The organism is Chryseobacterium indologenes (assembly GCF_001295265.1).
Classification (GTDB): Bacteria; Bacteroidota; Bacteroidia; order Flavobacteriales; family Weeksellaceae; genus Chryseobacterium; species Chryseobacterium indologenes_A.
The window spans coordinates 570,768-595,134 of sequence record NZ_LJOD01000001.1 but is presented as its reverse complement, the minus strand read 5'-3'; the positions used below and the strand labels follow the sequence as shown (position 1 = coordinate 595,134).

Genomic DNA, 24,367 nt, shown 5'->3' with positions numbered 1-24,367 from the left:
TTGATATAAATACTGACGGTTCAACCAGTTTTCCCGGATATTAAACCCAAATAAAGCATCAAACTTTAGAGAAGACTTAAACTCAAGGATCCTGGAAAAAAAATATTATTATGGTCATATGAATTGATTCTGGTTAGAAAAGGTAGAAGATAATCAAGGAAATGGTAATTTTCTTGATTAATAGTTTATACTTTTTTTGAGGTATTGAAAAAATAACTAAAGAAAAAAATGTTTTATGTTGTTGATTTTATATAAATTAAAAAAGTTTTAGCAAATATAGCTTCCCTTAATTGTGATATAAAAAAAGTTCTTATACTTGTTCAAGATTGCAATCACAGAAATTAGTAATTTAAAAAATCAAAAAATGAAAAAAATTATTTTATTTGCAGCTTTTGGAGTTGCAGGATTAACAAACGCGAAAACAGGCGATGTGAAAGTTCCAACAGGATTAACAAACATGAAAACATATGATGTGAAAGTTTCAGAAGAAACGAAAAAAGAAGTTTCTAATACTACTCCTTTTCAGCTTTGTGGGGTTAGTGTAACTTACTACGATGGTGATGGAAACATTTCGGGATATGATCTCATAACATCAGATCAAAGCTCATTAGAAAACTGTCAGATGTAGCAAAGCTTAGTAATCCATAGATTACAGAAGAAAGGGTTTACTGTTTCAATGAATTAAAAAATTAAAATGGGAAATTAATAATAATTTCCCATTTTTTAAAATAGTATGAAAAACATTATATTTTTAAGCTTAGTATTAATTTCGGGACTTGGGTTTTCACAAAAAATTCATGTAAAGTATTTAAATGTCCGGTCAGAAATTGCAACGCTTTATGAAGACCTATATATTGACAATAATAAAGTTATGTCAAGACAGGATTCGCTCATTCAATTCAGAAATCAGAATACATCGAGCGGTACAATAACCGCTTTTAAGCCGTCAAAAACTACAAGAGCATTTTACTATATGTCTACTATAAATAAAGATCAGAACACAAGGGATTTTTTCTTTACTGGTACTGTAAATGGAAATGATCCTAATGATAATTATTTTATACATGATAATGTTCTCAAGCCAGTATGGACCATAGAAAAAAGCAACAGAAAGAAAATTTTAGGATATGAATGTTTTAAAGCAACTACGAATTTTAGAGGTTCAAATATAACTGCGTACTTTGCAAAAGATCTCCCTTATTCTGCTGGACCATTTAAATTTTATGGTTTACCTGGACTTATTTTAGATATTAGAGTTGATAATAAGGCATATAATATTTGGAAAGTAGAAAATATTGAAATTGATTATAAAGAAAATATCAATTTAACACCATCATTTAAACAATATCCAAAAATTGAAATGAACAAATTCATAGAGCTTAAAGACCAGCTACTTTTAAGGAATAATAAAGAAATCATAGAAACCCTTCCTCCAGGTGCCAAAATTCAATACAGTACCAATAGGCTAGGTATAGAGAAAAATTTTGAATGGGAAAATAAACCAACTGAATAAAAAGAAAAAGATTGTCCTATAGCAGTCTGCATAGTCATATTTTTACTTCTTGTGATTATATTTTACTTTTGCAGAATGAAAATACAGATTATCAGCGACCTTCACCAGGAATTCGGATCTACTGATCTCGACTTCAGCAGTGCAGATCTTGTAGTGCTGGCAGGAGATATTAATCTAGGCACAAAAGGAATAGAATGGATCAAATCTGAAATTCAGAATAAGCCGGTCATTTATGTGCTGGGAAATCATGAATATTATAAAGGATTCTATCCAAAAACACTGAATAAGATCAAAGCGGCAGCAGAAAACTCCTCTGTTTTTGTCCTTGAAAATTCTTCAGTAGATATTGACGGAATCCGTTTTCATGGAGCTACACTCTGGACTGACTTTTCCATTTTTGGAAATCCTGTACAGTACGGAATGCTCTGTCAGCCGAAAATGAACGATTACAAAATGATCCGCCGTGATCCTTCCTATTCAAAAATGAGAACCGTTGATACCTTTAAAATTCATCAGTTTTCAAGGCTTTGGCTGAAAGAAAGCCTCGAAGAATCAGCAGGTCTGAAAAATATAGTTGTAACCCACCATGCACCAAGTATAAAATCAGTCCCGGAAAATTATCACAAAGACCCTCTTACAGCGGCTTATGCTTCAGACCTTGAGGACCTGATCATGGATTATAAGCCTTTATACTGGATTCACGGGCATATTCATACTCCGTGCAGGTATAGGATCGGAGCCACCGAGGTCATCTGTAATCCTCATGGCTATATCACTGAAAAATACAATGGCTACGATAAAGAGCTTTTTGTTGAAGCATAAGCTGTTTTCTGTTAGCTTTCCTGTCAGAATGCTTTCGATTTATCACGCAAATCTCCTAATTTAGCATATAATTTCACCTCCAATGCCTAAAAGATCAGCTGTATTACCGGAATTCGTTTCTATATTCACTTTTGAAGAGCTTCTCGAGCAGGTGGAATTTGATCTTCGTGTGAAAGAATTTGTAGTAATGGAGATTGATAGAGCAAGCTATGCAGTCAAACTGAATACCCCTTACCGTTCAGATTATTTCTGTATTTTTATGGTTCAGCAGGGAGATATTCGTTTCAGGCTTTATGATGAAAGCTATGAGGTGGCTAAAGGAGATATTGTTTTCTGTCCGATGTCTGAAACATTCTGGGTAGAAAAGATTGCCGATGATTACAAATCCAAATATATTTTCTTTTCCGCAGACTTTATCTCCCAGGCCGGATTTAATTATAAGTCGAACCACGTGATGAAAAGCCTGTCATCAGATCCTACCCACATTATCAGGAACGAACCGGACCTGTACAGAAGAATTAATTTTCATCTGGATGAGCTGAAAATTCTGAACAATACAGAAAAAGATAATTATTACTTCAATGAAATGATCTGGCATCACTTTTCACTCGTGATCTATGAAATTGATAACTACTTCAAAAAAATTGAAAAGCCACATCAGGTAACCCTACGGGAAGATGAGTTAACTACCAGTTTTTTTACACTCGTCCAGGAATATTTTAAAGAAGAGCACAATGTCCAGTTTTATGCCGATAAACTTTTTATCAGCCGTAAATACCTGACCAAAGTGATCAATAAAACCATGTTTAAATCTCCCAGAGACATTATCCATCAGGTATTGGCAGTAGAAGCGCGGCTTTTACTCAAAAATCCTAATCTTAATGTAGGGGAGGTTGCTGCGCAGCTTAAATTCTCTGATCAGGCGTCCTTCAGTAAATTTTTCAAAAAACATGTCGGTAAATCTCCGTTGGAATATCGTAAAGATGATTTATATTGATAATCAATGAATTGTATTTTTAGATGTCTTTTTGCTAAATAATAGCTGTTTTTTGATTAAAAATATAAGACATCGTTATTTATATCCTCTATAAATGATATTTATCATATTTCTCTAAATAAGGGGTCTTTTTGACAAAAGAAGGGGTTTTTTGAATATTTCTATTGAATTTTTTTCGGACGAATTTTGCCGGGTAAATTTAAAAGGAATATTGTTATGCAGAGATTTTTTATCCAGAAATCCACTATCCTTTTCCTCTCGCTTATTGTTTTGGCGGGATGTAAGAAAAGTAACCCCAATCAGTCTTATCAGCAGCAGGTACCTGAGCTTCCGGTGGAAACGGTGAAGCAGGGAGATGCCTCTGTTTCCAGAGAATATGCAGCATCGGTTGAAGGTGTTTCCAATGTAGAAATCCGCCCTCAGGTAACCGGTTATTTAAGCAAAATTTTTGTAGATGAAGGTGATTATGTGAGAGCGGGGCAGCCACTGTTCAAAATTGAAGATCAGGTATTCCGTGAGCAGCTGAAAAGTGCACAGGCAGCCCTGATTACCGCACAGGCTACTTTAGCGGCTTCTAAAATAGACCTTGACCGTAAAAAAGAACTGTTGAAAAATAGAATGGTTTCTGATATTCAGGTAAAGGAAGCAGAAGCGGCATATAACGGAGCAAGAGGTGCAGTCAGTCAGGCCATGTCCTCCATTGAATCAACGAAGATTAACCTTAATTTTTCAACAATTAAAGCTCCGGTAAGCGGGTTTATCGGAAGATTTAATTACCGTCTGGGAAGCCTGATGACCCCTTCCAACCAGGAACCAATCACCCTTCTGTCTGATATTCATGAAGTATACACTTATTTTAGCATGAGTGAAAATGATTTCAATAATTTTCAGAAACAGCATGAAGGGAGCAATATCAATGAAATTATCAAAAATACACCTGCCATTTCCTTATTGCTTTCAGGCGGTGAGAAATATGCCCAAACCGGAAAAATTGATGCGGTGGAAGGTCAGTTCAACAAGACAACAGGGTCTATTACCCTGAGGGCAAAGTTCAGCAATCCGGACAATCTTCTGAGAAGCGGAAATACAGGGAAAATCGTACTGGATCAGTTTTACAGCAATGTAGTCCTTCTTCCGATTGCCTCCACAAGAACCATTCAGGATAAGATTTTCGTATTCACCATTAAAGACGGAAAAGCAATGATGCTTCCGGTAGAAGTGAACGGAAAAGCCGGGGATAATTTCATCGTTTCAAAAGGACTGAAAGCCGGTGACCAGTATATTGTCACAGGCTTCGACAGACTTCAGCCGGGAACCCCTGTAACGGCACAGAAGAAAAATGCGCAACAGAAAAAATCGTAAGAAGATATCATGTTAAAAAGAATTATAAAAAGACCCGTACTGGCAACCGTAATTTCCGTACTGCTTGTCATTCTGGGGATCGTGGGTATGGTAAGCCTGCCGATTACCAAATTTCCGGATATTGCACCGCCTACCGTTATGGTAACAGCTGCTTATCCGGGAGCCAATGCGGAAACCATAGCAAGATCTGTGGCACCGCCTTTGGAAAATGCCATCAACGGAGTGGAGAATATGGATTATATCACGTCCACCGCAAGTAACGACGGTACTTTAAGCATTACCGTGATCTTTAAGTTGGGAACAGATCCCGATCAGGCGGCCATTAACGTGCAGAACAGAGTAGCACAGGTAACCAACCAGCTTCCTGCAGAAGTAGTACAAGCCGGGATCACCACACTGAAAAGACAGAACAGTATGATCGCAATGGTCTCTCTGACCAGTAAAGATGGAACTATGGATGATCTTTTCCTGGAAAACTACGCTAAAATCAATATCGTTCCCGAACTGAAAAGAGTGAAAGGAGTGGGAGATGCCATGGTATACGGAAATAAAGATTATTCCATGAGGGTATGGCTGGATCCGGATAAGCTTACTTCCTATAACCTTACCCCGGCAGAGGTTTCCCGTGCCATCCAGTCTCAGAACCTGGAAGCGGCACCCGGAAGATTCGGGGAAAGAAGTAAGGAAGCAATGGAATACGTTCTCCGCTACAAAGGAAAGTTTACAGAACCTGAACAATATGAAAATATTACCATTAAAGCCCTGAGTGACGGTTCCGTTTTAAAATTAAAAGATATTGCCAAAGTGGAATTCGGAGCATACAGCTATACGGTTTCTTCCAATTTCAACAAGAAACCTTCGGTAACGATGGCGATATTCCAGATGGCGGGATCCAATGCGAACGAAGTGCAGATCGCCCTTCAGGAAAGAATGAAAGAACTCGAGAAATCCTTCCCGCAAGGTATGAATTATGAAATTCCCTATGCCACAAAAGAAGCTCTTGACCAGTCGATTGACCAGGTCATTCATACCCTGATAGAAGCGTTTATCCTGGTATTTATCGTGGTGTATATCTTCCTGCAGGATTTCCGTTCCACCCTGATTCCGGCTATTGCCGTTCCGGTATCCATTATAGGAACATTCTTCTTTATGAAAATTTTCGGGTTCTCCATCAATATCCTGACGTTATTTGCATTGGTACTGGCCATTGGTATTGTGGTAGATGACGCCATTGTCGTCGTGGAAGCGGTCCATGCTAAAATGGAACATAAAAAACTCAACCCGAGGGCCGCAACCATGTCGGCGATGAGCGAGATCACAGGAGCAATTGTTTCAATTACCCTGATCATGTCTGCGGTATTCGTTCCTGTAGCGTTTATGAGTGGTTCTACTGGACTGTTTTATCAGCAGTTTGCTCTTACGCTGGCTATTGCTATTGTTATTTCTGCAGTGAATGCATTAACCCTTAGCCCTGCTTTATGCGCCTTGTTGCTGAAGCAGCATCATGGAGGAGCCCATGAAAAAATGAATTTCAAAGACCGTTTCTTTGCCGGTTTTAATGCGGGCTTCAATAAGCTGACGTTCCGTTACGGAAAATCAGTATTGTTTCTGTTAAAAAGAAAATGGGTGGCAATGATTCTTATCCTTGTTTTCGGAGGGCTGTTTGCGTGGATGTCAATGACAACCCCTAAAGGCTTTATTCCGGATGAAGATCAGAGTTTTATCATTGTAACAGCCAATCTTGCGCCGGGAGCTTCAAAAGACAGAACCTCAAAGGTGGTTTCGGATACGGAAGATCTTCTGATGAAAAATCCGGCAGTAGACGAAGTGATTTCCGTAGATGGACTGAATCTGTTCAGCGGCTCAATGTCTTCTTCAGCAGCCTCTATTTTCGTAAAACTGAAAAAAGGGGAAGAAAGGGGGAAAGTAAGTAATATCAATGATATTATCGGTCAGGTTCAGGGAATGCTTTCGCAGGATAAAAGAGCGAATTTTCTTGTTCTGAATACGCCTACGGTAGACGGTTTCGGAAATACCAGCGGGATGGAGCTTGTGCTTCAGGACCGTACCAACGGAGAGCTTCAGAATTTAGGAAATATCTCTTACGGAATGATGGGTGCTTTGATGCAGCGGCCGGAAGTGGCAGTGGCATTTACCACATTTGACGTTACTTATCCGCAGTTTGAAGTGCTTGTAGATGAGGTGAAAGCGGCACAATTAGGCGTAAGCGTGGCCGATGTTCTTGGCGTAATGCAGGGATATTACGGAAGTATACAGTCTTCGGATTTCAACAGGTTCGGGAAATATTACAGGGTATTGGTGCAGTCTACTCCGGAAACCCGGGAAGATAAAGAATCCCTGAACGGTATTTTCGTTAAAAATAATTCAGGAGAAATGGTTCCTGTGAATACACTGGTTACTTTAAAGCAGGTAACAGGTGCTGAAGTGGTGGATCGTTTCAATCTGTTCAACTCTTCCAATTTAACAGTGATGCCGGCGCCGGGGTTCAGTACCGGACAGGCTATGGCCGCAATTGAAGAGGTGGGCAAACAGGTTCTTCCGCCGGGATATACTTATGATTATAAAGGCATGAGCCGTGAAGAAGTTTCAGCAGGCTCACAGTCGGTGATGATTTTTGGGTTGTGTATTGTGTTTGTATTCTTTCTTCTTTCTGCACAATATGAAAGCTATGTACTTCCTTTAGCGGTTCTGATCGCTATTCCGGTAGGGTTATCAGGGGTGTTTGTAGGAATTACATTGGCAGACCTTTCCAACAATATTTATGTGCAGATTGCTTTGGTAATGCTGATCGGGCTTCTGGCCAAAAACGGAATTCTGATTGTGGAATTTGCCATCCAGAGAAGAAGGGCCGGGAAAAGTCTGATCGCTTCAGCAGTAGAAGGGGCAAAAGCACGTCTGCGTCCGATTCTGATGACCTCTCTGGCATTTATCACGGGTCTTCTTCCGCTGTTGTTTGTGGTAGGTCCTTCGGCATTAGGAAACCATTCCATCGGTTATGCAGCTGTTTCTGGAATGCTTTTCGGAACAATCCTGGGAATTTTTGTGGTTCCGGTACTTTTTGTAGTCTTCCAGGCTTTACACGAAAAGATGAGCGGAAAAACAATAACAGAAGCCGACTGGGAATATTAAATCCAAATGATTATGACAATGAATTCAATTAAAAATATAGCTTATATCACCCTTATTTCAGGTGCAGCAATATCCTGCAAGGTTCAGCAATATGACCGGCCTGAAGTGAAAATGCCGGAAACATTCAGAAACGACAGCAGTGCTGTGGATACTCAGGATAATATCGCAAAAATCAGCTACCGGGATTTCTTTAAGGATCCTGTTCTGGTTGCGCTGATTGATAAAGCCGTTACACGGAATAATGATCTTCTCGTTGCTTTAAAGCAGATAGAATTTGCATCATTAGCTTATAACCAAAGCAAATGGGGAAATGTTCCCGTGATCACCGGAGGGCTTAATGCCAACATCAGCAGACCTTCGGATAACAGTATGAACGGAATGATGGCAGGACAGTTTATGGGAAAACGGTATATGGAAGACTATACCGCCTCTCTCAATTTTTCGTGGGAAGCTGATATATGGGGAAAGATCAGAGGCAGAAAAGAGCAGGCCCTGGCAGAATACCTTAAGACACAGGAAGCTGCAAAAGCCGTTAAGACACAGCTTGTAGCTTCTGTAGTACAAGGCTATTATAACCTGCTGATGCTGGATACCCAACTGAAAATAACGAAATCTAATCTTACGTATGCAGACGGCACCCTGAAGTTTTTAGCGAAACAGCAGGAATTAGGACTTACCACTGCACTGGCTGTACAGCAGCAGGAAATTGTAAAAGATCAGATTCTGAAATCTATTCCGGCGATAGAAAGTTCCATAGCTACACAGGAAAATGCATTAAGTCTGCTTACAGGTTCCATGCCGGACAGGATTGAAAGAAGCGCAAGTCTGAATAATGTGCAGTCACCGGATCATCTTGCAGCAGGTATTCCTTCTGAATTATTAAGCTACAGGCCGGATATTAAAAGCGCTGAGCTTGAGGTAAGAAAAAGTGCTGCAGCCATTCATGTTGCGAAAATGAACATGTATCCTTCACTGAATATTACGGCACAGGGTGGTTTAAATGCTTTCCAGGCCAGTCAGTGGTTCAGTATCCCGGGATCACTCTTCGGAATGGCGGCCGGAGCTATTGCACAGCCTATTCTGAACGGGAAACAGCTGAAAACACAGTATGAGCAGTCCAAAGTGCTGGCAGATCAGGCTGAGATCAGTTTTAAGCAGTCTATACTGAAGGCGGTAGGAGAGGTTTCTGATGCGTTAATACAGATTCAGAAGCTTGAAGAGCAGCAGAAAATAGCGGAAGGGTTAGTGGTAAAATCGGATGAAGCGGTAAAGAAATCAGATATTCTGTTTCAATACAACTCAGCAACCTATGTTGAGGTGATTATGGCCCAAACTAATAAACTTCAGGCAGAGCTGGACCTTGCTTCCCTGAAAGCACAAAGACTGAATGCCATTACTGAACTTTACAGAGCAGTAGGCGGCGGATGGCAATAAAGTAAAATTGAACCTGCTTCGTCTGTAATGATGCAGCAGGTTTTTAATCCATATTATTATGAAGAATGCAGATATACAAGATGGTATTATTCTTATTCCCGATTTCAGCGGGTTTACCGAATTTGTGTTCAACACAAAGCTTTATACGGGAGAATATATTGTGAGACAGCTTCTTTCAACTTTGATTGATGTGAACGGACGTTATTTCGAAATTTCGGAGATTGAAGGTGATGCTATTTTGTTTTACCGTTACGATGAGAATCCGTCTTACGGGAATATTTCTGCAATGCTCTGGAAAATGCGGAATGCTTTCAACAAAAAAATTGAAGAATTGAGCAGGGCGCTAAGCACCTCTATTGATCTCTCACTGAAATTTATTGTGCATTACGGAAAATTTTCGCAGTATCAGATCGGGAATTTCAGAAAGCTTTATGGAAAACCTGTTGTAGAGGCCCATCAGATGCTGAAAAATGACTTTGCAGAGCAGCCTTCTTATGCTTTATTCAGCAATTCTTTTCTGGAAAGCAGCAGTAAAAGTGAAGTTAATATGAAAGATTCCAGCCATCATCTTCCTGAGGTAGGGGTGATCCATTATTTTGAAAATATGAATTAGCATATCTATTTTTTAATCCTTGTAAATTTGCTATTGAATGTCCGGATTTTTCCGGGCATTTTTCATTTTATTGTGATATAATAGGTTTCGGTTTTTCCCTTTAAAACAGGACTTTAAAATATTTTTCTTTTTTTATGTAACAAACTTTCACCCATAGGTGTCTTATAATTGAAATATTACTTTGGATGAAAATAATTATATGTTCGGTGGCTTTATTAATGGGTTCTTTAACTTTAGCCCAGGCCACGAATGATACGATAAAGAAAAATGAGAAAGAAATAGAAGCTGTAACACTTACTGCCAGAAAACCAACGGTAGAATCTAAAGTGGACCGTACAGTCTTTAATGTTGCCAACAGCTCTATTCTTGCCGGAAATACAACCTGGGATGTGCTGAGAATGACCCCTATGGTAAGTATTGATAATAATGATGCCGTAAAAGCGGAGGGAGAATCGGTAACGGTATACATTAACGACCGTAAATCTGTTTTTACGGGAAAGGAATTAAAGGAATATCTTAAGACCATTCCTGCGGATAACCTGATGAAGATTGAAGTCATCACAAGCCCATCTTCACGGTATGAAACAACAGGCTCCGTCATCAATATTGTGTTAAAAAGAAGAGATGATGAGGGAATGAAAGGGAGTGTAACTTTCAACAACAGACAGCAGAGAAAGAACTCACAGTATACCAATCTTAATCTGAATTATCACAAGAAGAATTTTACCCAGACGCTTATCGGAAGCTACAGTGACAATACCTATGTTCAGAAAAGCTTTTTTGAAAATATGCTGTATAAAGATAACTCTCTCAGCCAGGTCAATAATGAAGTAACCGGAAGAGGGAAAAGTCCTTCTTTTTCTTCAACTTCTGAGTTTGAGCTGAATGATAAAAATAATGTGGGGCTTATCCTGGAATATTATCAGAGCAGAAATACCTCCACATCAGATGCTGATGGGATCAACTATCTTAATTTTAATCAATATCAGGATTCCTATCATCAGGACCAGGATGTAGTGGGAAAATACAGGACTTTGGGAACCAACCTTTTCTATAAATACTATGATAAAGAGAAGAATAAGATCCTTGATATCAACGTAGGGACCAATTATAATTCGCAGATCAATTCCAATACGTTCTTAAAAGTATTTAATGTTTCTCCGGTTTCAGACCTTTTGTTAACCAATTCTGATGAACAGACCCGGAATTATTATGTGAAGGTTGATTATACGCAGCCTTTAGGGAAATCCGGTGGCAGCTTTGAAGTAGGAGGAAAAATGGATTTCAATAATAATGTGATTGCGAATGATGCCAACGGAAGCTACCTGAACAATGTGCGTAAAAATGACGTTTTCCACTATGAAGATAACATCAATTCCCTGTATGCGAACTACAGTAAAACATTCTTTGAAAAACTGGAAACAAGGGTAGGATTACGCTATGAACATATAGATTTTAAAATGAGACAGGATATTGCCGGAACAGAAAGAAAAGATTCTTATGGAGCTTTCCTTCCAAATTTACTGGTGAAATATACTTTTTCAGATAAATATGACCTGAGTCTTACCTACAACAAAAACCTTTGGCGCCCGTGGTATTCCGAATTTAATCCCTTTCTTCTTCCGACTAATGACGGAACGTACACAAGAGGAAATATGGACCTGGAACCCAATCCCAGCCATAGATTATATATGAAATTCGGATACAAGAAAAAATATTTCCTTTCCGCAAGGTATATATTTACCGATCAGGATTACTGGACCACTTTAAAAGAAGAAAACAATTTACTTGTCACGCTTCCTTCCAACCTGAACGGTAAGGTTCAGAAATACTATCTCTTTGCCAACACCAACCAGTCTTTCCTGAAAAATAAGCTGAATGTAAATGTAGGAATAGGGTGGTATTATGTAGATAACCATGACTTTAACGAAAAGAATGATCTTAAAGGTGCTAAATATCTAAGTTACCTTGGAGGCTCTGCTAACCTGTCTTATACCAATCTCTTCAACAAGAATATTAACCTGAGCGCCTGGGTAGAAATTGCCAATCAGAACAGCGGAAACTCATATGGAAACAAAGTGAATGTTTTCCATAACATCTCTGCCACGAAAATATTCCCTAAGACTCAGATGGAAGTCAGCCTTCAGCTGATGAATATTTTCCAGAGACCGAATTATGATGCCACCAGCTACAGCCAGTACGGAACTATCCGGACTTCATCAAAATGGGACTGGTATGGAGCTTCCATTTCTTTTGTGAAACGCTTTGGAAACCAGAAAGTGAAATCGAATTCCAAAACCGATGTAGAGAAAAATTCGGGAGGAGGGAAGTAATAAATTATAAAGCCTTATTAAAAAGCACCTACAGAGTTCTGTGAGTGCTTTTTTTATGGATGTTTCAAAAAGACTATTTTTTTAACATAAATTATGTTAATTTTATAGCAAAGTAACTTTATGGGTGATAAGTTTTTAACTGATGCTGAAAAACCTCATCTCCTGGTAAAAGTCTGGAATGATTATCCTGAAATTTTACACAATGGAAATGAAATTCTTCCTCCGCCTCCTATTGAGCAGATTATCGGAGATTTATTTTCCATGGGCGAATTTTACTATTATGTGATTAATTTTACAGACAGTACTTTGAGCGGGCATCATCCTAATATCCTTACCATGCATGGGCTGAAACATTACCCTCATCATCTTAAAGAAATTATAGACCTGATTCACCCTGCAGATCTCGATTTTGTAATAGAAGCCGAAAGAATGAGCATTGAAAAAATGAAAGAAATAGAAGGCTTTAAACATCAGCAGCAGCTTAAAACAAGCTACTGTTTCCGGATGAAAACCGCGAAAGGAAATTATGAAATGTTTCATCATCAGGCTCTTCATACCTCGAAAAGTAATGACGGAAAATTACTGCAGGCAGTCAATATTCACACTAATATCCAGCATATTACCAGAGAAAACAGCTATGTTGTATTGGTACAGGGAATTGGGAGTAGGAATGATTTTCACCAGATGCATTACCTGCCCGATAAAAAAAATCCGGAACTGAAGCATTTACTCACTAAGAGGGAAGTTGAGGTTCTTTCCCTGCTGGTTAACGGAAATCCGGCAAAAGAGATTGCAGATAAGCTGAACATTTCCTATCATACGGCCACAACACACCGGAAAAATATCCTCAGGAAAATCGGATGCAGGAAAGTTTCAGAGCTTGTGAAAGTCGCTATTGAATATGGATATCTTTAAAAGTGAAACTGGCAGAAGGAAGGGGTATGGCTTAGTAAAGCTAAATTTTAAAACAGATTTAAATATCTTTCTTCAAGGGTTTTATGTTTTAATGCTTCCATGAATTCGGAAAAGCTCTCGGCTACATGATCAGTTTCCTCATACTCCGGTTCTTCCCCGAAATAAATCTTTCCAAAATTACTTTCTGCAGTGCCGATTGAGAAATAGGCATACCCGTTTTTTACGGAAAGAATAATGGGTAGATGATCATCCCAAAAGCTGATGATCTGTTTTCTGGTTGCTTCATCATCTTCAAAAGCTTCCAGAGACTGCTGTTCAAACTCGTTCCAGCTGAATTCATTTTCCTTATGGGAACCGTTAAAATCAGCAATACTGTTAAACCATGTGGTATCGGATGAATTGGTAAACTGTGAAAAAGATTCCAGAAAACGTATGTAATCTTCCGGAATTTTGGGATAGCGTTTCAAAAAGTCTTCAGAAAACTTTTCACCTGAACCGTTTTCTATAATAAAATCGGGGTGATCTGCTAATGGATTCATTCTTTTACTCTTCGGTGATAAACTCAATTTCTGTTTTTGCACCCAGGCTTTCCAGTTTCTTAATATCAGCTTTTATCCATTTGAAATAGGCTTCGGAGAATAAGATTCTGGGCTGCCTGCTCAGCTGCAGCGCTTCAGGACCTGAAATATTCAGTTCTGCTTTTAATAAAGAAATTATTTTGATTTTATTGGGACCGGTGTCGGTTATATAAAGCCGTGCTTTTTGCCAGTCTAATGCGGATATTTTTTCTTCAGCCTCCTCTTCATCCAGCGATGACATGGATGCTGCCACTTCCCGTACTTCATTCCAGAATTCATTCTCCGGAACTTTTTTCAGGTAATCAATTAAAGCTTCCCTATCATACTGGACCGTCTGAATATCGATTAACTGTTGTTCAAATTCCCGAACCGAATCTGCTATCATAACAGGAATCCATTCTCCTTGGCCATGAAAGGCAAAATAGACAGGAAACTGCCTTTTGGACTCTTCAAGGTCAATAAAAAAAGGATCATCAAAATAGTTGGTAGCCAATACCAGCCAGGTTGGTTTGAAGTCGCCTGGTTTTAGCCCAGTCAGGTCTTCGCCATTGAAGTTGTAACGATATCCCTGCTGAAAAAAGTAAAGTTCTTTAGGCTTACCGTAATTTTCAGGAAGGGACATTCCTTCTATCCTGATTTTTGCTTTCAGGAAATTGAGAATATCGGTATGCCGGGTAATCTCATCATATAATGTATGGTTCAGCTGTTGAAAGTTTTCTACATTCTCTTTTGATAATTCTTTGGGAGAATCTGGGTCAAAAGGAAACTTTCGCTGCATCCAGTGCATTAGGTCCCGGTCAAGAACAGACAGCTCGGATTCCTGTAAAACACCATAATCGCTCAGATAGACTTTTTTGTCATTCTCATGGATTGAAATAACAGCTACGCGGCCTCCCGAATCATCTGCAACAGGAATATAGCAGGGCAGATATTGCTCAAAATCATAGGTGTCATACCGTTCCCAAACTGCTTCTTCATCCCGGAATATACGGCAGATACCGTATACAATCTCTTCATTATATTTTTTCTTAAACACCTTGATAAAAGAATGCCAGTGCATGGGAAGTTGTTGCTGCATAGGATTGGGTAGAATTTTCAAATGTAAATTTAAAAAAAATAAGACTTAAATTTTTTGAAAATCTGTGATTTTACTGAGGAAAACCTTTGTAATCTACAGGATCAGCGGGCTGTTTAAAATAAAAATCCGTTTAAAAAATCCGGATTAAAAAGACAAAAAGCAGAGTCCTGTCAGAAATCTGCTTTATCAACTAAAAAAAACTGCCGGAAATGTGAGTCTCTCTTTTCCTGCCTTATCTATTTTAAAGTAAACTTCACTTTCGTTTTAATTGCATCTGAAGAGTTACCAATCAAAGCCTCAAAATCTCCCGGCTCTGCAATCCAGTCATGTTTATTGGCATCAAAGTAACTTAATGCGGTTTTATCAATGGTGAAGGACACTTCTTTTTGTTCGCCGGGGCTTAAATATACTTTTTCAAAACCTTTCAGTTCTTTGGTAGGGCGCGGTACAGAAGATTTTAAATCGCTGATGTAAAGCTGGGCCACTTCAGCACCGGCTTTTTTTCCTGTATTTTTTACCGTTACCGTAAACGTGATGCTGTCATCCTGAGAAATGCTGGCTTTATCAGCTTTTGCTTTTCCGAATTCAAAAGTGGTGTAGCTTAATCCGTGTCCGAAGCTGAAAAGGGGTTTAATATTTTTAGTATCATGCCAGCGGTATCCTACAAAAATTCCTTCGTTATAGGTAATATTGATCGGGTTTTTCTGATCTTTTCCTTTTCCTGCTGCCAATTCATCTTTTTGTCCCGGATATTCTCCAAGCTTATGAGCCGAATTATCCTCAAGTTTTACAGGAAATGTAAACGGAAGCTTTCCGGAAGGATTGGCATCACCGGCCAGAACAGAAGCAAGAGAGTTTCCTGCTTCCGATCCCAGATACCAGGCCTGGAGAACCGTTGGGACCTCTTTTATCCATGGCATTGCGACTGCATTTCCGGAAACCAGAACTACAGCCAGGTTTTTATTGGCCTTAGCTAAAGCAGAGATAACACGGTCCTGATTGTAAGGGAGGCCATAGCTCTTTCTGTCATTTCCTTCACTGTCCTGAAAATCAGATTTGTTCAGTCCGCCCACGAAGATCACATAATCTGACTTTTTAGCCAGCTCCACAGCTTCGGCCAGTAATTCTGTTTCAGAGCGGGTATCTTTTAAATCCTGTCCGGATTTTACCCCGTTATATTCACCACCGATGTCTCCTACATAGCCTCTGGCATACTGTACGTCAGCCTGTTTCCCGAATCTGGATTTAATTCCGTCTAAAGGGAGCGTTTCATATTTTACCTTTAATGAAGAGGAACCGCCGCCTACCGTCATGATTTTAATGGCATTTTCACCAATAACAGCTATTTTTTTTGCCTTATTAAGATCAACAGGAAGAACATTTCCCTGATTTTTTAATAAAACAATACTTTCTTCACCAATTTCCTTGGCTATAGCTTTATGCTCTTCAGAAGCAATATTCCCGAAAGGTTTGTTTCTGTTCATTGTTGTTTTGTAGGCAAGACGAAGTAGTCTGGTTACCTTATCGTCCAGTTCAGTGGTTCCTACTTTTCCGGATCTGATTAAATCTAAATAAGGTTTTGCCAGAAAATAATTATCGTAGGCATTTTTAGTACCTGCGGAAAGGCCATTTGTCCAGGTCCCGAATTCTAGGTCCAATCCGTTATGAATTGCCTGTTCAGTGTTATTTACAGCGCCCCAGTCGGATACCACTACGCCTTTATAATTCCATTCTTTTTTCAGAATATCGTTTAAAAGATATTGATTCTGGCTGGCATATTGACCTTTATACATATCATAAGCTCCCATAATCGTCCAGGAGTCTCCTTCAGTTACAGCGGCTTTAAAAGGAGGCAGATAGATTTCATAAAGAGTCCGGTCATCAACAATAACATTGCTGGTATGGCGGAACATTTCCTGATTATTGAGGGCAAAATGCTTTACAGAGGTAGCCACTCCATTAGATTGTACGCCTTTAATATAAGGAACCACCATTTTTGAGGTCAGATAAGGATCTTCACCCATATACTCAAAATTCCTTCCATTCAATGGGGTTCTGTAAATATTAACACCTGGCCCCAGAAGGATATCTTTTTTTCTGTAGCGGGCTTCTTCTCCTAATGCTTTTCCATAGTTCCATGACATTTTCTTGTTCCATGTTGCGGATAAAGCAGTCAGGGCAGGGTAGGCAATGATAGAGTCATTCGTCCATCCGGCCTGATCCCATTCGTCCCACATTACCTCCGGACGCACGCCGTGAGGGCCATCCGTTGTCCAGAACTCCGGAATTCCCAATCTTGGAACTCCGGGAGAGCTGAATTTTGACTGGGCATGAAGCATAGCCACTTTTTCTTCCAGAGTCATTCTCGAAAGAGCATCCTGAATACGCTGTTCAACGGGTTTAGATTCATCTAAATAAACGGGTAGGGAAGTATTGGTCTGAGCCATATAAGAAACAGAAATAAAGGTGAATAAACTTAGAATGGCGGTTTTCTTTAACATAATGCCTGGTTATTTGATTGTAAGCAAAAGTAAAGAAAATTTTTTATTATCTCAAATTGAGAAAATGAAATTAGCTTCATAAAAAAACTGCCGGGATTATCTAAAGGCAGTTTCATTAATTTTAAAGCTGAAAAATTATACAGATGATTCAGTTTTTGTTTTGATTCCTGAAAATAAAGGTCTTCGGTTGAAGACCAGCAAGTTCTTCATTACCATCCCTTTACAGCTCCTCCTTTGAAAATTTCTTTGGCTTTCTTCTCTACTTCATCAGATTCATAAGCTTTCACAAAGTTTTTTACTTTCTGGCTGTTCTTATTATCCTGTCTTGCCACTACCACATTCACGTAAGGAGAATCCTTGTCTTCCTTAAGAACTCCCTGCTTTTCAGAATCCAAACCTGCCTGAGCTGCAAAATTATTATTGATAACACCTACAACAACATCTCTGTCATCCAGTACTCTCGGGATCTGTGCTCCTTCAATCTCCATGATTTTCAGTTGCTTCGGATTTTCTGTAATATCAGTCACTTTTGGAAGAAGTCCTACACCGTCTTTTAACTTCAATAAACCGTTTTTCTGTAGCAGAAGCAACGAGCGCCCTCCGTTAGTAGGATCATTAGGGATAACAATTGTATTTCCCTCCTGCAGCTGGCTGATATTTTTAATTTTTTTAGAATAGGCTATGATAGGGTAAACGAAAGTATTGCCTACAACCGCTAAATTGTATCCTCTCTGTTTCGATTGCTCTGTTAGGTAAGGAACATGCTGGAAGGCATTGGCATCAATATCACCATTAGTTAACGCTTCATTGGGAACTACATAATCATTGAAAGGGATCAGTTCCACTTCAAGGTTGTATTTTTCCTTAGCCACTTTCTTAGCCACTTCGGCAATTTCCTGTTCCGGGCCGTACGTTATGCCTACACGGATAAAATTCGGATCGTCTTTCCTTCCGGAACATGCTGAAAACAGAAGTATTCCGGCTGCTAATACACCTAGGATCTTTATTTTTTTCATTGTTTTTATTTATTTTTCTCTAAACAACTTCATTTCGTTATCTGTGGTCAAATTTCTTTGATAGTCTGTCACCCAGAAACTGTATGATAAATACCAGTAATACCAGCAGTATAAGCACAGTATTCATAATAACAATATCATATCCGATGTATCCGTACTGATAGCCAACCTGCCCTAATCCGCCTGCACCTACTGCTCCTCCCATAGCAGAATATCCAACCAGAGTAATCAATGTGATTGTCGCATTATTGATGAGGGAAGGAAGTGCCTCCGGAAGCAAAACTTTTCTGATAATCTGGAATGGTGATGCTCCCAACGCCCGGGCTGTTTCTATTAAGCCATGAGGAACTTCAAGAAGGCTGTTTTCCACGAGTCTTGCAATAAACGGAGCGGCTCCAATACTCAGGGGAACCAAAGCTGCATTGACACCAATAGAAGTTCCGGCCAAAATTCTTGTAAAAGGAATCATCCATACAATTAAAATGATGAAAGGAATAGCACGGAAAATATTCACCACAACAGAAAGCACTCTGTGATAGAGCGTATTTTCCAGCAATTGTCCTTTTCTGGTTAAAAAAAGCATAATCCCAACCGGAAGACCTAAAACAAATCCGAAAAATCCGGATACAAAAGTCATATAAACCGTTTCCCAGGTTCCTTTTGCTAAAAGAGCAATTACTGTATCACTAAGCATATCCTTTTACTGTATTTTGAATTTTATTCTGATTGAAATAATAGATGACCTGTTGGTTTTCTTCCGTTCCTCCCTGAAGATGCAGCAGCAGTTTTCCAAAATTGGAATTGCCAAGATATTCAACATCAGCTTTCAAAAGTTTGTAAGGGATTTTATATTGGGAATATAAGGTTGAAAGAAGTTCTTCAACACCGATATTTTCGTTAAGTTCTATTTCAACCAGAGGAAATAAGCCTTCCCGGGGCTCTTTCTGTAGTCTTTTATTGAGTTCCTGTGGCAGGGTCATGACATCTGAATTTATAAATTGCCGGATCACCGGATTTTCTTTATCCGAAATAATCTCACTTAAAGTTCCTTTAGCTAATAATTTTCCGTGATCGATAACAGCAACATGATTACAGACTGCTTTAATGACCTCCATCTCATGCGTAATCAGAAGGATGGTAATTCCTAATCTTTGGTTGATATCTCTTAACAGCTGTAAAATAGATTGTGTAGTGACCGGATCAAGAGCGCTTGTTGCTTCATCACAGAGCAGGAGATGGGGATCATTGGCTAGCGCCCGTGCGATAGCTACTCTTTGCTTCTGGCCTCCGGAAAGGCTTCTGGGATAATCCCGGGCTTTATCTTCCAGACCCACAATTTTTAATAGTTCATGTACCTTTTGGCTGATCTGATCTTTGCTGAGATGATCCAGTTCCAAAGGAAGTGCAATATTATCAAAAACAGTTCTCGAAGAAAGCAGATTGAAATGCTGGAAGATCATTCCTATTTTTTTACGCTCTTCGGCCAGTTGTTTTGAGCTTAGCCGGGTGAAATCTTTACCATTAATAATGATCTGGCCTTCATCCGGCCTTTCCAGAAGATTGACCGTACGGATCAGGGTGCTTTTTCCTGCCCCGGAAAATCCTATGATCCCTACAATATCACCTTTCTCTATACTGAGGCTCACCTGATCCAGTGCTTTGAAGGACTGTTTTTTCTGGTGAAAAGTTTTTGATATATTCTTAATTTCTATCATTCTGATGCTTTTACTATTTTAAACAGGCAGATACCGTTTATTTGTTCTGTTAAAAAATCTCCTTACCCGTCTGATTTTAACCTTTGACCGCTTCGAAAGTTTGAAGTACTTGGTAACATTTGTAAGAAGTACTCCCAGCAATATAACGGATAAACCGTACAGCTGACCTCCGTTAATGCTTTGATGAGCAACAATCCAGCCTGCAATCACTGTAACAATCGGATTAATATAGGTGTGGGTGCTTACCAGGGCAGCGGGCTTCACGGACAAGAGCCAAATGTACGACAAATAAGCGACTATCGATCCAAAGAAAATCAAAAACAAAACTCCCACCCAAGCCGATAACGGAACCGCTGAAACGGAAAAACCGCTCCATTCTTTTCTTAAAAAAGCAATAAGAAAAGAGGCTGATCCGGCTATGATAAGCTGTTGGGCAATATTCATAAAGGTTGATTGGGTTGCCGGATTTTTTTTAGAATATAAAGAACCCAATACCCAGGCTACAGAGCTTAAACCTAATACAACAAATGCTGTGATACGAAGACTGCCGTTAACCGCCGCATGCGCAGTATTCGGATGTGCACTTCCTTTCAGGAATAGTACCAATCCGACGAAACCAATAACCAGACCTATTGGGATAAACTTATCTGAGAAATAATATTTCCAGTTTTTTCTGTCAATAGCAATGAACCAGAATGGTCCGGTAGCGATAGATATGGCCGCCTCTGAAGCTGTTACATATTGTTCTCCCCATGCTACAAGCCCTGTTCCTCCGGTAAGAATAAGGATCCCGGTAATGGCATTTCTTTTCCAGTTGACGAGAGAATTGGCCTTTTCTCCTTTAGAGAGCAGATACCCGATCATCAGAATTCCTGCTACCAGAAACCTCAATCCGGAAAGTATGAAGGGGGGAAACCCTTTCAGGCCAAATGAAATAGCTAAAAACGTAATTCCCCATATTACATAGATGTTTGTAAAAGCCAATGGAACCAGCCATTTGTTTTTAGAATTGTTCATTTTTTATTTTTTAATGTTGTTCGTTTTTCAATGAAAAAGGCTCTACAGTATTGCAGAGCCTTTAAAAAATATGTCATATAAAAGTAAGGTCATCCGCAGTATTTCTGATGTATAGGCATACAGATCCACATCATCATTTTTTTGATGTTATGTTTCTTTGTTGAATTATTTTTTAATTCTGCCTTCATTTTGTTTTATTTCCTGAATACGTTTGCAAATATATAATATAAATTTTATTAGTCCACTAAAAAAGTAGACTTTTTGAATATTAATTTACTGTTAATTATTTAATTGATTGTTTATTAGTTATTTATGTTTTTTTGTTTTTCTCTGGATATACAAAGAATAATTGCCCTTTAGATTTTATTTTGTTCAGTTTTTCAGCTTTTTTGTCAATAATTCAGGTTGTGAAAAATATAAAATAAACTGTAATTTATGAGAATTAGTTAAATGAGACTTTGCGTAATTCTTTTTTAATCGTGTTTTTTAAACTTTTCTCACCTGTAACCAAAAGAAGTTTCCAGGCCTTTCAGTCATGAAGTATGGGTTGGCAAGGCTCAACAAAATTAGCTAAAGTCAAAAAAAATACCGATTTTTGCACTCTTTCAATAAACCCGATTTCATGAAATTATGTATTGCCGAAAAACCCAGTGTTGCCAGAGATATTGCCAAAGTATTAGGGGCTACTACGCCTAAACAAGGCTATATGGAAGGGAACGGCTATTGCGTGACATGGACGTTCGGACATCTTTGTACCCTGAAAGAACCTCACGATTACGGTCCTCAGTATAAATCCTGGAATTTATTTCTGCTGCCGATTATTCCCAACAGTTTTGGCATAAAGCTGATTCCGAATAAAGGCGTTGAAAATCAGTTTAAAGTAATTGAAAAACTAGTGGAGGAATGTGATGAGGTCATTAACTGCGGGGATGCCGGGCAGGAGGGAGAACTCATCCAACGATGGGTATTGCAGAAGGCAAAATGTAACAAACCTATTCAGCGTTTATGGATATCTTCATTAACGGAAGAAGCCATTAAAGAAGGTTTTGCAAACCTGAAGCCTGCTGAAGAGTATAAAAACCTTTATCTCGCCGGAAATGCCAGAGCCATCGGAGACTGGTTACTGGGAATTAATGCGACAAGGCTTTTCACTAAAAAATTTGGAGGAAATAAAGCCGTTCTTTCCATCGGAAGAGTGCAGACTCCAACATTAGCCATGCTCGTACAGCGCCAGAAAGAAATTGATGCCTTTACCACAGAAGAATACTGGGAGCTTAAAACGAAATACCGAGATGTTATTTTCAATGCTGCTATTGACCGTTTAAAAACTTTGGAGCGTGCCGAAAAAGGGTTGGAGTACCTTAAAGTCAATCCCTTTGAAATCGTCTCCTTTGAAATTAAAGAAGGAAAAGAAAAGAACCCCAGACTTTTTGACCTGACCGCCCTTCAGGTGGAAGCCAACAAAAAATACGGCTATTCCGCAGAAAATACACTGAATTATGTTCAGAGTCTTTATGAAAAAAAGCACGTAACCTATCCGCGTGTTGATACCACGTATCTATCCGAAAGTTTATATCCGAAAATAGAAGGTATTCTTCAGAAAATGTACCCTTATCAGGAGCTGATTGCCCCATTGCTGGAAGCACCTATTCCCAAATCAAAGGCTGTTTTTGATGATACAAAAGTAACGGATCACCATGCGATTATTCCAACCGAAATTCCACCCTCACAAAACCTGAGCAGGGAAGAAAAACTAATCTATGATCTCATTGCCAAGCGTTTTATTGCCGTTTTCTACCCTGAATGTAAAATCTCAAATACATTAGTAGAAGGAAAAGTAGGAACCATCCCATTTAAAACCAGCGGAAGACAGATTCTGGAGCCGGGATGGAGAGCCGTTTATTCAAAAGAGCCTAAAGAAGAGGCTGCAGATAAAGAAAAAGAAAAGGAGGAAGAGCAGACGATCCCTGAATTTATTGTGGGTGAAACAGGTCCTCACGATCCCATGATCCATCAGGGAAAAACTTCCCCTCCAAAACCTTATACGGAAGCAACCCTCCTGAGAGCAATGGAAACGGCCGGAAAACAGGTAGAAGATGAAGAACTTCGGGAATTGTTAAAGAATAACGGAATCGGGAGACCGTCTACCCGGGCCAATATTATTGAAACCCTTTTCAAAAGAAAATATATCGAAAAGAAAAGGAAAAACCTGATTGCTACTCAAACCGGAATCCAGCTGATCGATACCATCGAAGACGAGCTTTTAAAGAGCCCGGAACTGACCGGAGAATGGGAGTCAAAACTTCGTAAAATTGAGAAAGGTGAATATGAAGCCAACCTTTTCAAAGAAGAACTGATCCAGATGGTAACCGAGCTTACCGAAAAAGTAGTCTACGGAACAGGAAAAGTGATTACCCTGCAGGAAGAAGAGAAAGAAGAAATAAAGGAAAAGAAAAAAAGAGAACCTGCGCAGAAAAAAGAACTTCAGTCCTGGGAGGAAACAAAATGCCCGAAATGTAAAGACCATACCCTGATGAAAGGGAAAGCAGCAGTCGGTTGTTCCGATTTCAAAAATTGCGGCTTTAAAATTGGTTTTGAAATTTTTGGAAAGAAGCTTTCAGATAAACAATTAATGGATCTGGTTGTAAAAGGAAAAACTTCAAAGCTTAAAGGTTTCAGTACGCATCCGGAGGGCTTATCAGAAGGTGCTTTGGCCCTAACCAATGATTTTCAGGTACAGCTTAACTAACCTGTTTTATTAATACGTCTGTTCAATCTGCAGCACCCGGGCCGCAGGTATGAAAACTCTGGCTTTTATTCCTGTAATTTCAGATTATATTTTCACAATTGATTTATCTTTAAATTTACATCAAATTAAAAAATAATGACACCAGAGAAAAAGAAACTCATCACAGACAGCTTCAGCCGTTCAGAAACTTTAAAATTCTATAAAGCCGAACTGCTGGAGGTGGAAACTGATTTCGTATCCATTAAAATTCCTAAAATGGACATGATGACCCGGAAAGCAGGAATGTTCAACGGCGCTATGATTGCTTCACTGGTGGATGTTTCCTCGGGATATGCTTCGGTAAGCCATTATCCGGAAGACTGTTATGTAGTTACGGTAGAGCTGAAGGTGAATTACCTGCGTCCGGCTATCGGAGATGCACTTGTTTCAAAATCTTATGTCATCAAGGGAGGGGGAAAGATTATTGTCGTGAGAACCGAAATTTATGTTCAGAATGAAAGTGGTGATTCAGAAAGTCATGTGGCCACTTCACTGGTTACGATGATGAAAATAAAATAATCACCTGATCATAAAA

19 protein-coding genes are annotated in these 24,367 nt (G+C 39.2%); 12 read left to right on the top strand and 7 right to left on the bottom strand.

Features of this window, described 5'->3' with window-relative positions; all coding sequences use genetic code 11:
• The first annotated feature begins 364 nt into the window (after positions 1 to 364).
• The 10 genes from AOB46_RS02680 (at position 365) to AOB46_RS02635 (ending at position 13,139) form a co-directional block, all read left to right on the top strand.
• The gene (locus AOB46_RS02680; protein WP_062696487.1) at positions 365 to 628 is read left to right on the top strand and encodes a hypothetical protein; all 264 of its coding nucleotides are present in this window, start codon (positions 365 to 367) and stop codon (positions 626 to 628) included.
• A 105-nt stretch (positions 629 to 733) separates the two neighbouring features.
• On the top strand, positions 734 to 1,513 hold the full coding sequence (locus AOB46_RS02675) for a GLPGLI family protein (RefSeq protein ID WP_062696486.1): 780 nt from the start codon (positions 734 to 736) through the stop codon (positions 1,511 to 1,513).
• Positions 1,514 to 1,588: 75 nt separating this feature from the next.
• A complete protein-coding gene (locus AOB46_RS02670) occupies positions 1,589 to 2,335 on the top strand; it encodes a metallophosphoesterase (protein WP_062696485.1) in 747 nt (248 codons plus the stop codon).
• An 82-nt stretch (positions 2,336 to 2,417) separates the two neighbouring features.
• Complete coding sequence (locus AOB46_RS02665; protein WP_062696484.1) at positions 2,418 to 3,332, top strand: helix-turn-helix domain-containing protein; 915 nt, start codon at positions 2,418 to 2,420, stop codon at positions 3,330 to 3,332.
• Positions 3,333 to 3,548: 216 nt separating this feature from the next.
• Positions 3,549 to 4,694 carry an efflux RND transporter periplasmic adaptor subunit gene (locus AOB46_RS02660; protein WP_062696483.1) on the top strand — a complete coding sequence of 382 codons (1,146 nt, stop codon included), beginning with the start codon at positions 3,549 to 3,551 and terminating at the stop codon, positions 4,692 to 4,694.
• Between the two features lie 9 nt (positions 4,695 to 4,703).
• A complete protein-coding gene (locus AOB46_RS02655; RefSeq protein ID WP_062696482.1) occupies positions 4,704 to 7,844 on the top strand; it encodes an efflux RND transporter permease subunit in 3,141 nt (1,046 codons plus the stop codon).
• 18 nt (positions 7,845 to 7,862) lie between these two features.
• Entirely contained in the window at positions 7,863 to 9,278 is a 1,416-nt protein-coding gene (locus AOB46_RS02650) for an efflux transporter outer membrane subunit (protein WP_062696481.1), read from the top strand.
• 58 nt (positions 9,279 to 9,336) lie between these two features.
• On the top strand, positions 9,337 to 9,891 hold the full coding sequence (locus AOB46_RS02645; RefSeq protein ID WP_062696480.1) for a DUF2652 domain-containing protein: 555 nt from the start codon (positions 9,337 to 9,339) through the stop codon (positions 9,889 to 9,891).
• Positions 9,892 to 10,076: 185 nt separating this feature from the next.
• A complete protein-coding gene (locus tag AOB46_RS02640) occupies positions 10,077 to 12,224 on the top strand; it encodes an outer membrane beta-barrel family protein (RefSeq protein ID WP_062696479.1) in 2,148 nt (715 codons plus the stop codon).
• 120 nt (positions 12,225 to 12,344) lie between these two features.
• The gene (locus AOB46_RS02635) at positions 12,345 to 13,139 is read left to right on the top strand and encodes a response regulator transcription factor (protein WP_062696478.1); all 795 of its coding nucleotides are present in this window, start codon (positions 12,345 to 12,347) and stop codon (positions 13,137 to 13,139) included.
• A 47-nt stretch (positions 13,140 to 13,186) separates the two neighbouring features.
• On the opposite strand, the gene AOB46_RS02630 is transcribed toward AOB46_RS02635, so the two are convergent.
• The 7 genes from AOB46_RS02630 to AOB46_RS02600 form a co-directional block, all read right to left on the bottom strand.
• Positions 13,187 to 13,678: an SMI1/KNR4 family protein gene (locus AOB46_RS02630; RefSeq protein WP_062696477.1), complete on the bottom strand. Its 492-nt coding sequence runs from the start codon at positions 13,676 to 13,678 to the stop codon at positions 13,187 to 13,189.
• A gap of 4 nt (positions 13,679 to 13,682) precedes the next feature.
• Complete coding sequence (locus AOB46_RS02625) at positions 13,683 to 14,795, bottom strand: SMI1/KNR4 family protein (protein ID WP_131724306.1); 1,113 nt, start codon at positions 14,793 to 14,795, stop codon at positions 13,683 to 13,685.
• A 236-nt stretch (positions 14,796 to 15,031) separates the two neighbouring features.
• The gene (locus tag AOB46_RS02620) at positions 15,032 to 17,242 is read right to left on the bottom strand and encodes a glycoside hydrolase family 3 C-terminal domain-containing protein (RefSeq protein WP_410470261.1); all 2,211 of its coding nucleotides are present in this window, start codon (positions 17,240 to 17,242) and stop codon (positions 15,032 to 15,034) included.
• A 263-nt stretch (positions 17,243 to 17,505) separates the two neighbouring features.
• Positions 17,506 to 18,312 (bottom strand): methionine ABC transporter substrate-binding lipoprotein MetQ, encoded by an 807-nt coding sequence (gene metQ, locus AOB46_RS02615; protein WP_062696474.1) that lies wholly within the window; start codon positions 18,310 to 18,312, stop codon positions 17,506 to 17,508.
• Positions 18,313 to 18,349: 37 nt separating this feature from the next.
• Positions 18,350 to 19,006: a methionine ABC transporter permease MetI gene (metI, locus tag AOB46_RS02610; RefSeq protein ID WP_062696473.1), complete on the bottom strand. Its 657-nt coding sequence runs from the start codon at positions 19,004 to 19,006 to the stop codon at positions 18,350 to 18,352.
• Positions 18,999 to 20,027: a methionine ABC transporter ATP-binding protein gene (locus tag AOB46_RS02605; RefSeq protein WP_062696472.1), complete on the bottom strand. Its 1,029-nt coding sequence runs from the start codon at positions 20,025 to 20,027 to the stop codon at positions 18,999 to 19,001. Before AOB46_RS02605 ends, metI begins: the two co-directional genes overlap by 8 nt.
• A gap of 18 nt (positions 20,028 to 20,045) precedes the next feature.
• Positions 20,046 to 21,044, bottom strand: coding sequence for an EamA family transporter (locus tag AOB46_RS02600; protein ID WP_062696471.1), 999 nt, complete (start codon positions 21,042 to 21,044; stop codon positions 20,046 to 20,048).
• Between the two features lie 622 nt (positions 21,045 to 21,666).
• On the opposite strand from AOB46_RS02600, the gene AOB46_RS02595 reads away from it, so the two are divergent.
• Positions 21,667 to 23,793 carry a type IA DNA topoisomerase gene (locus tag AOB46_RS02595; RefSeq protein WP_062696470.1) on the top strand — a complete coding sequence of 709 codons (2,127 nt, stop codon included), beginning with the start codon at positions 21,667 to 21,669 and terminating at the stop codon, positions 23,791 to 23,793.
• A gap of 135 nt (positions 23,794 to 23,928) precedes the next feature.
• Positions 23,929 to 24,351 (top strand): PaaI family thioesterase, encoded by a 423-nt coding sequence (locus AOB46_RS02590; protein WP_062696469.1) that lies wholly within the window; start codon positions 23,929 to 23,931, stop codon positions 24,349 to 24,351.
• Positions 24,352 to 24,367 lie beyond the last annotated feature (16 nt).

Coding starts and splice junctions, on each gene's coding strand:
- AOB46_RS02680 (WP_062696487.1), top strand. CDS start 365: ATGAAAAAAATTATTTTATTTGCAGCTTTTGGAGTTGCAGGATTAACA.
- AOB46_RS02675 (WP_062696486.1), top strand. CDS start 734: ATGAAAAACATTATATTTTTAAGCTTAGTATTAATTTCGGGACTTGGG.
- AOB46_RS02670 (WP_062696485.1), top strand. CDS start 1,589: ATGAAAATACAGATTATCAGCGACCTTCACCAGGAATTCGGATCTACT.
- AOB46_RS02665 (WP_062696484.1), top strand. CDS start 2,418: ATGCCTAAAAGATCAGCTGTATTACCGGAATTCGTTTCTATATTCACT.
- AOB46_RS02660 (WP_062696483.1), top strand. CDS start 3,549: ATGCAGAGATTTTTTATCCAGAAATCCACTATCCTTTTCCTCTCGCTT.
- AOB46_RS02655 (WP_062696482.1), top strand. CDS start 4,704: ATGTTAAAAAGAATTATAAAAAGACCCGTACTGGCAACCGTAATTTCC.
- AOB46_RS02650 (WP_062696481.1), top strand. CDS start 7,863: ATGAATTCAATTAAAAATATAGCTTATATCACCCTTATTTCAGGTGCA.
- AOB46_RS02645 (WP_062696480.1), top strand. CDS start 9,337: ATGAAGAATGCAGATATACAAGATGGTATTATTCTTATTCCCGATTTC.
- AOB46_RS02640 (WP_062696479.1), top strand. CDS start 10,077: ATGAAAATAATTATATGTTCGGTGGCTTTATTAATGGGTTCTTTAACT.
- AOB46_RS02635 (WP_062696478.1), top strand. CDS start 12,345: ATGGGTGATAAGTTTTTAACTGATGCTGAAAAACCTCATCTCCTGGTA.
- AOB46_RS02630 (WP_062696477.1), bottom strand. CDS start 13,678: ATGAATCCATTAGCAGATCACCCCGATTTTATTATAGAAAACGGTTCA.
- AOB46_RS02625 (WP_131724306.1), bottom strand. CDS start 14,795: ATGCAGCAACAACTTCCCATGCACTGGCATTCTTTTATCAAGGTGTTT.
- AOB46_RS02620 (WP_410470261.1), bottom strand. CDS start 17,242: ATGGCTCAGACCAATACTTCCCTACCCGTTTATTTAGATGAATCTAAA.
- metQ (WP_062696474.1), bottom strand. CDS start 18,312: ATGAAAAAAATAAAGATCCTAGGTGTATTAGCAGCCGGAATACTTCTG.
- metI (WP_062696473.1), bottom strand. CDS start 19,006: ATGCTTAGTGATACAGTAATTGCTCTTTTAGCAAAAGGAACCTGGGAA.
- AOB46_RS02605 (WP_062696472.1), bottom strand. CDS start 20,027: ATGATAGAAATTAAGAATATATCAAAAACTTTTCACCAGAAAAAACAG.
- AOB46_RS02600 (WP_062696471.1), bottom strand. CDS start 21,044: ATGAACAATTCTAAAAACAAATGGCTGGTTCCATTGGCTTTTACAAAC.
- AOB46_RS02595 (WP_062696470.1), top strand. CDS start 21,667: ATGAAATTATGTATTGCCGAAAAACCCAGTGTTGCCAGAGATATTGCC.
- AOB46_RS02590 (WP_062696469.1), top strand. CDS start 23,929: ATGACACCAGAGAAAAAGAAACTCATCACAGACAGCTTCAGCCGTTCA.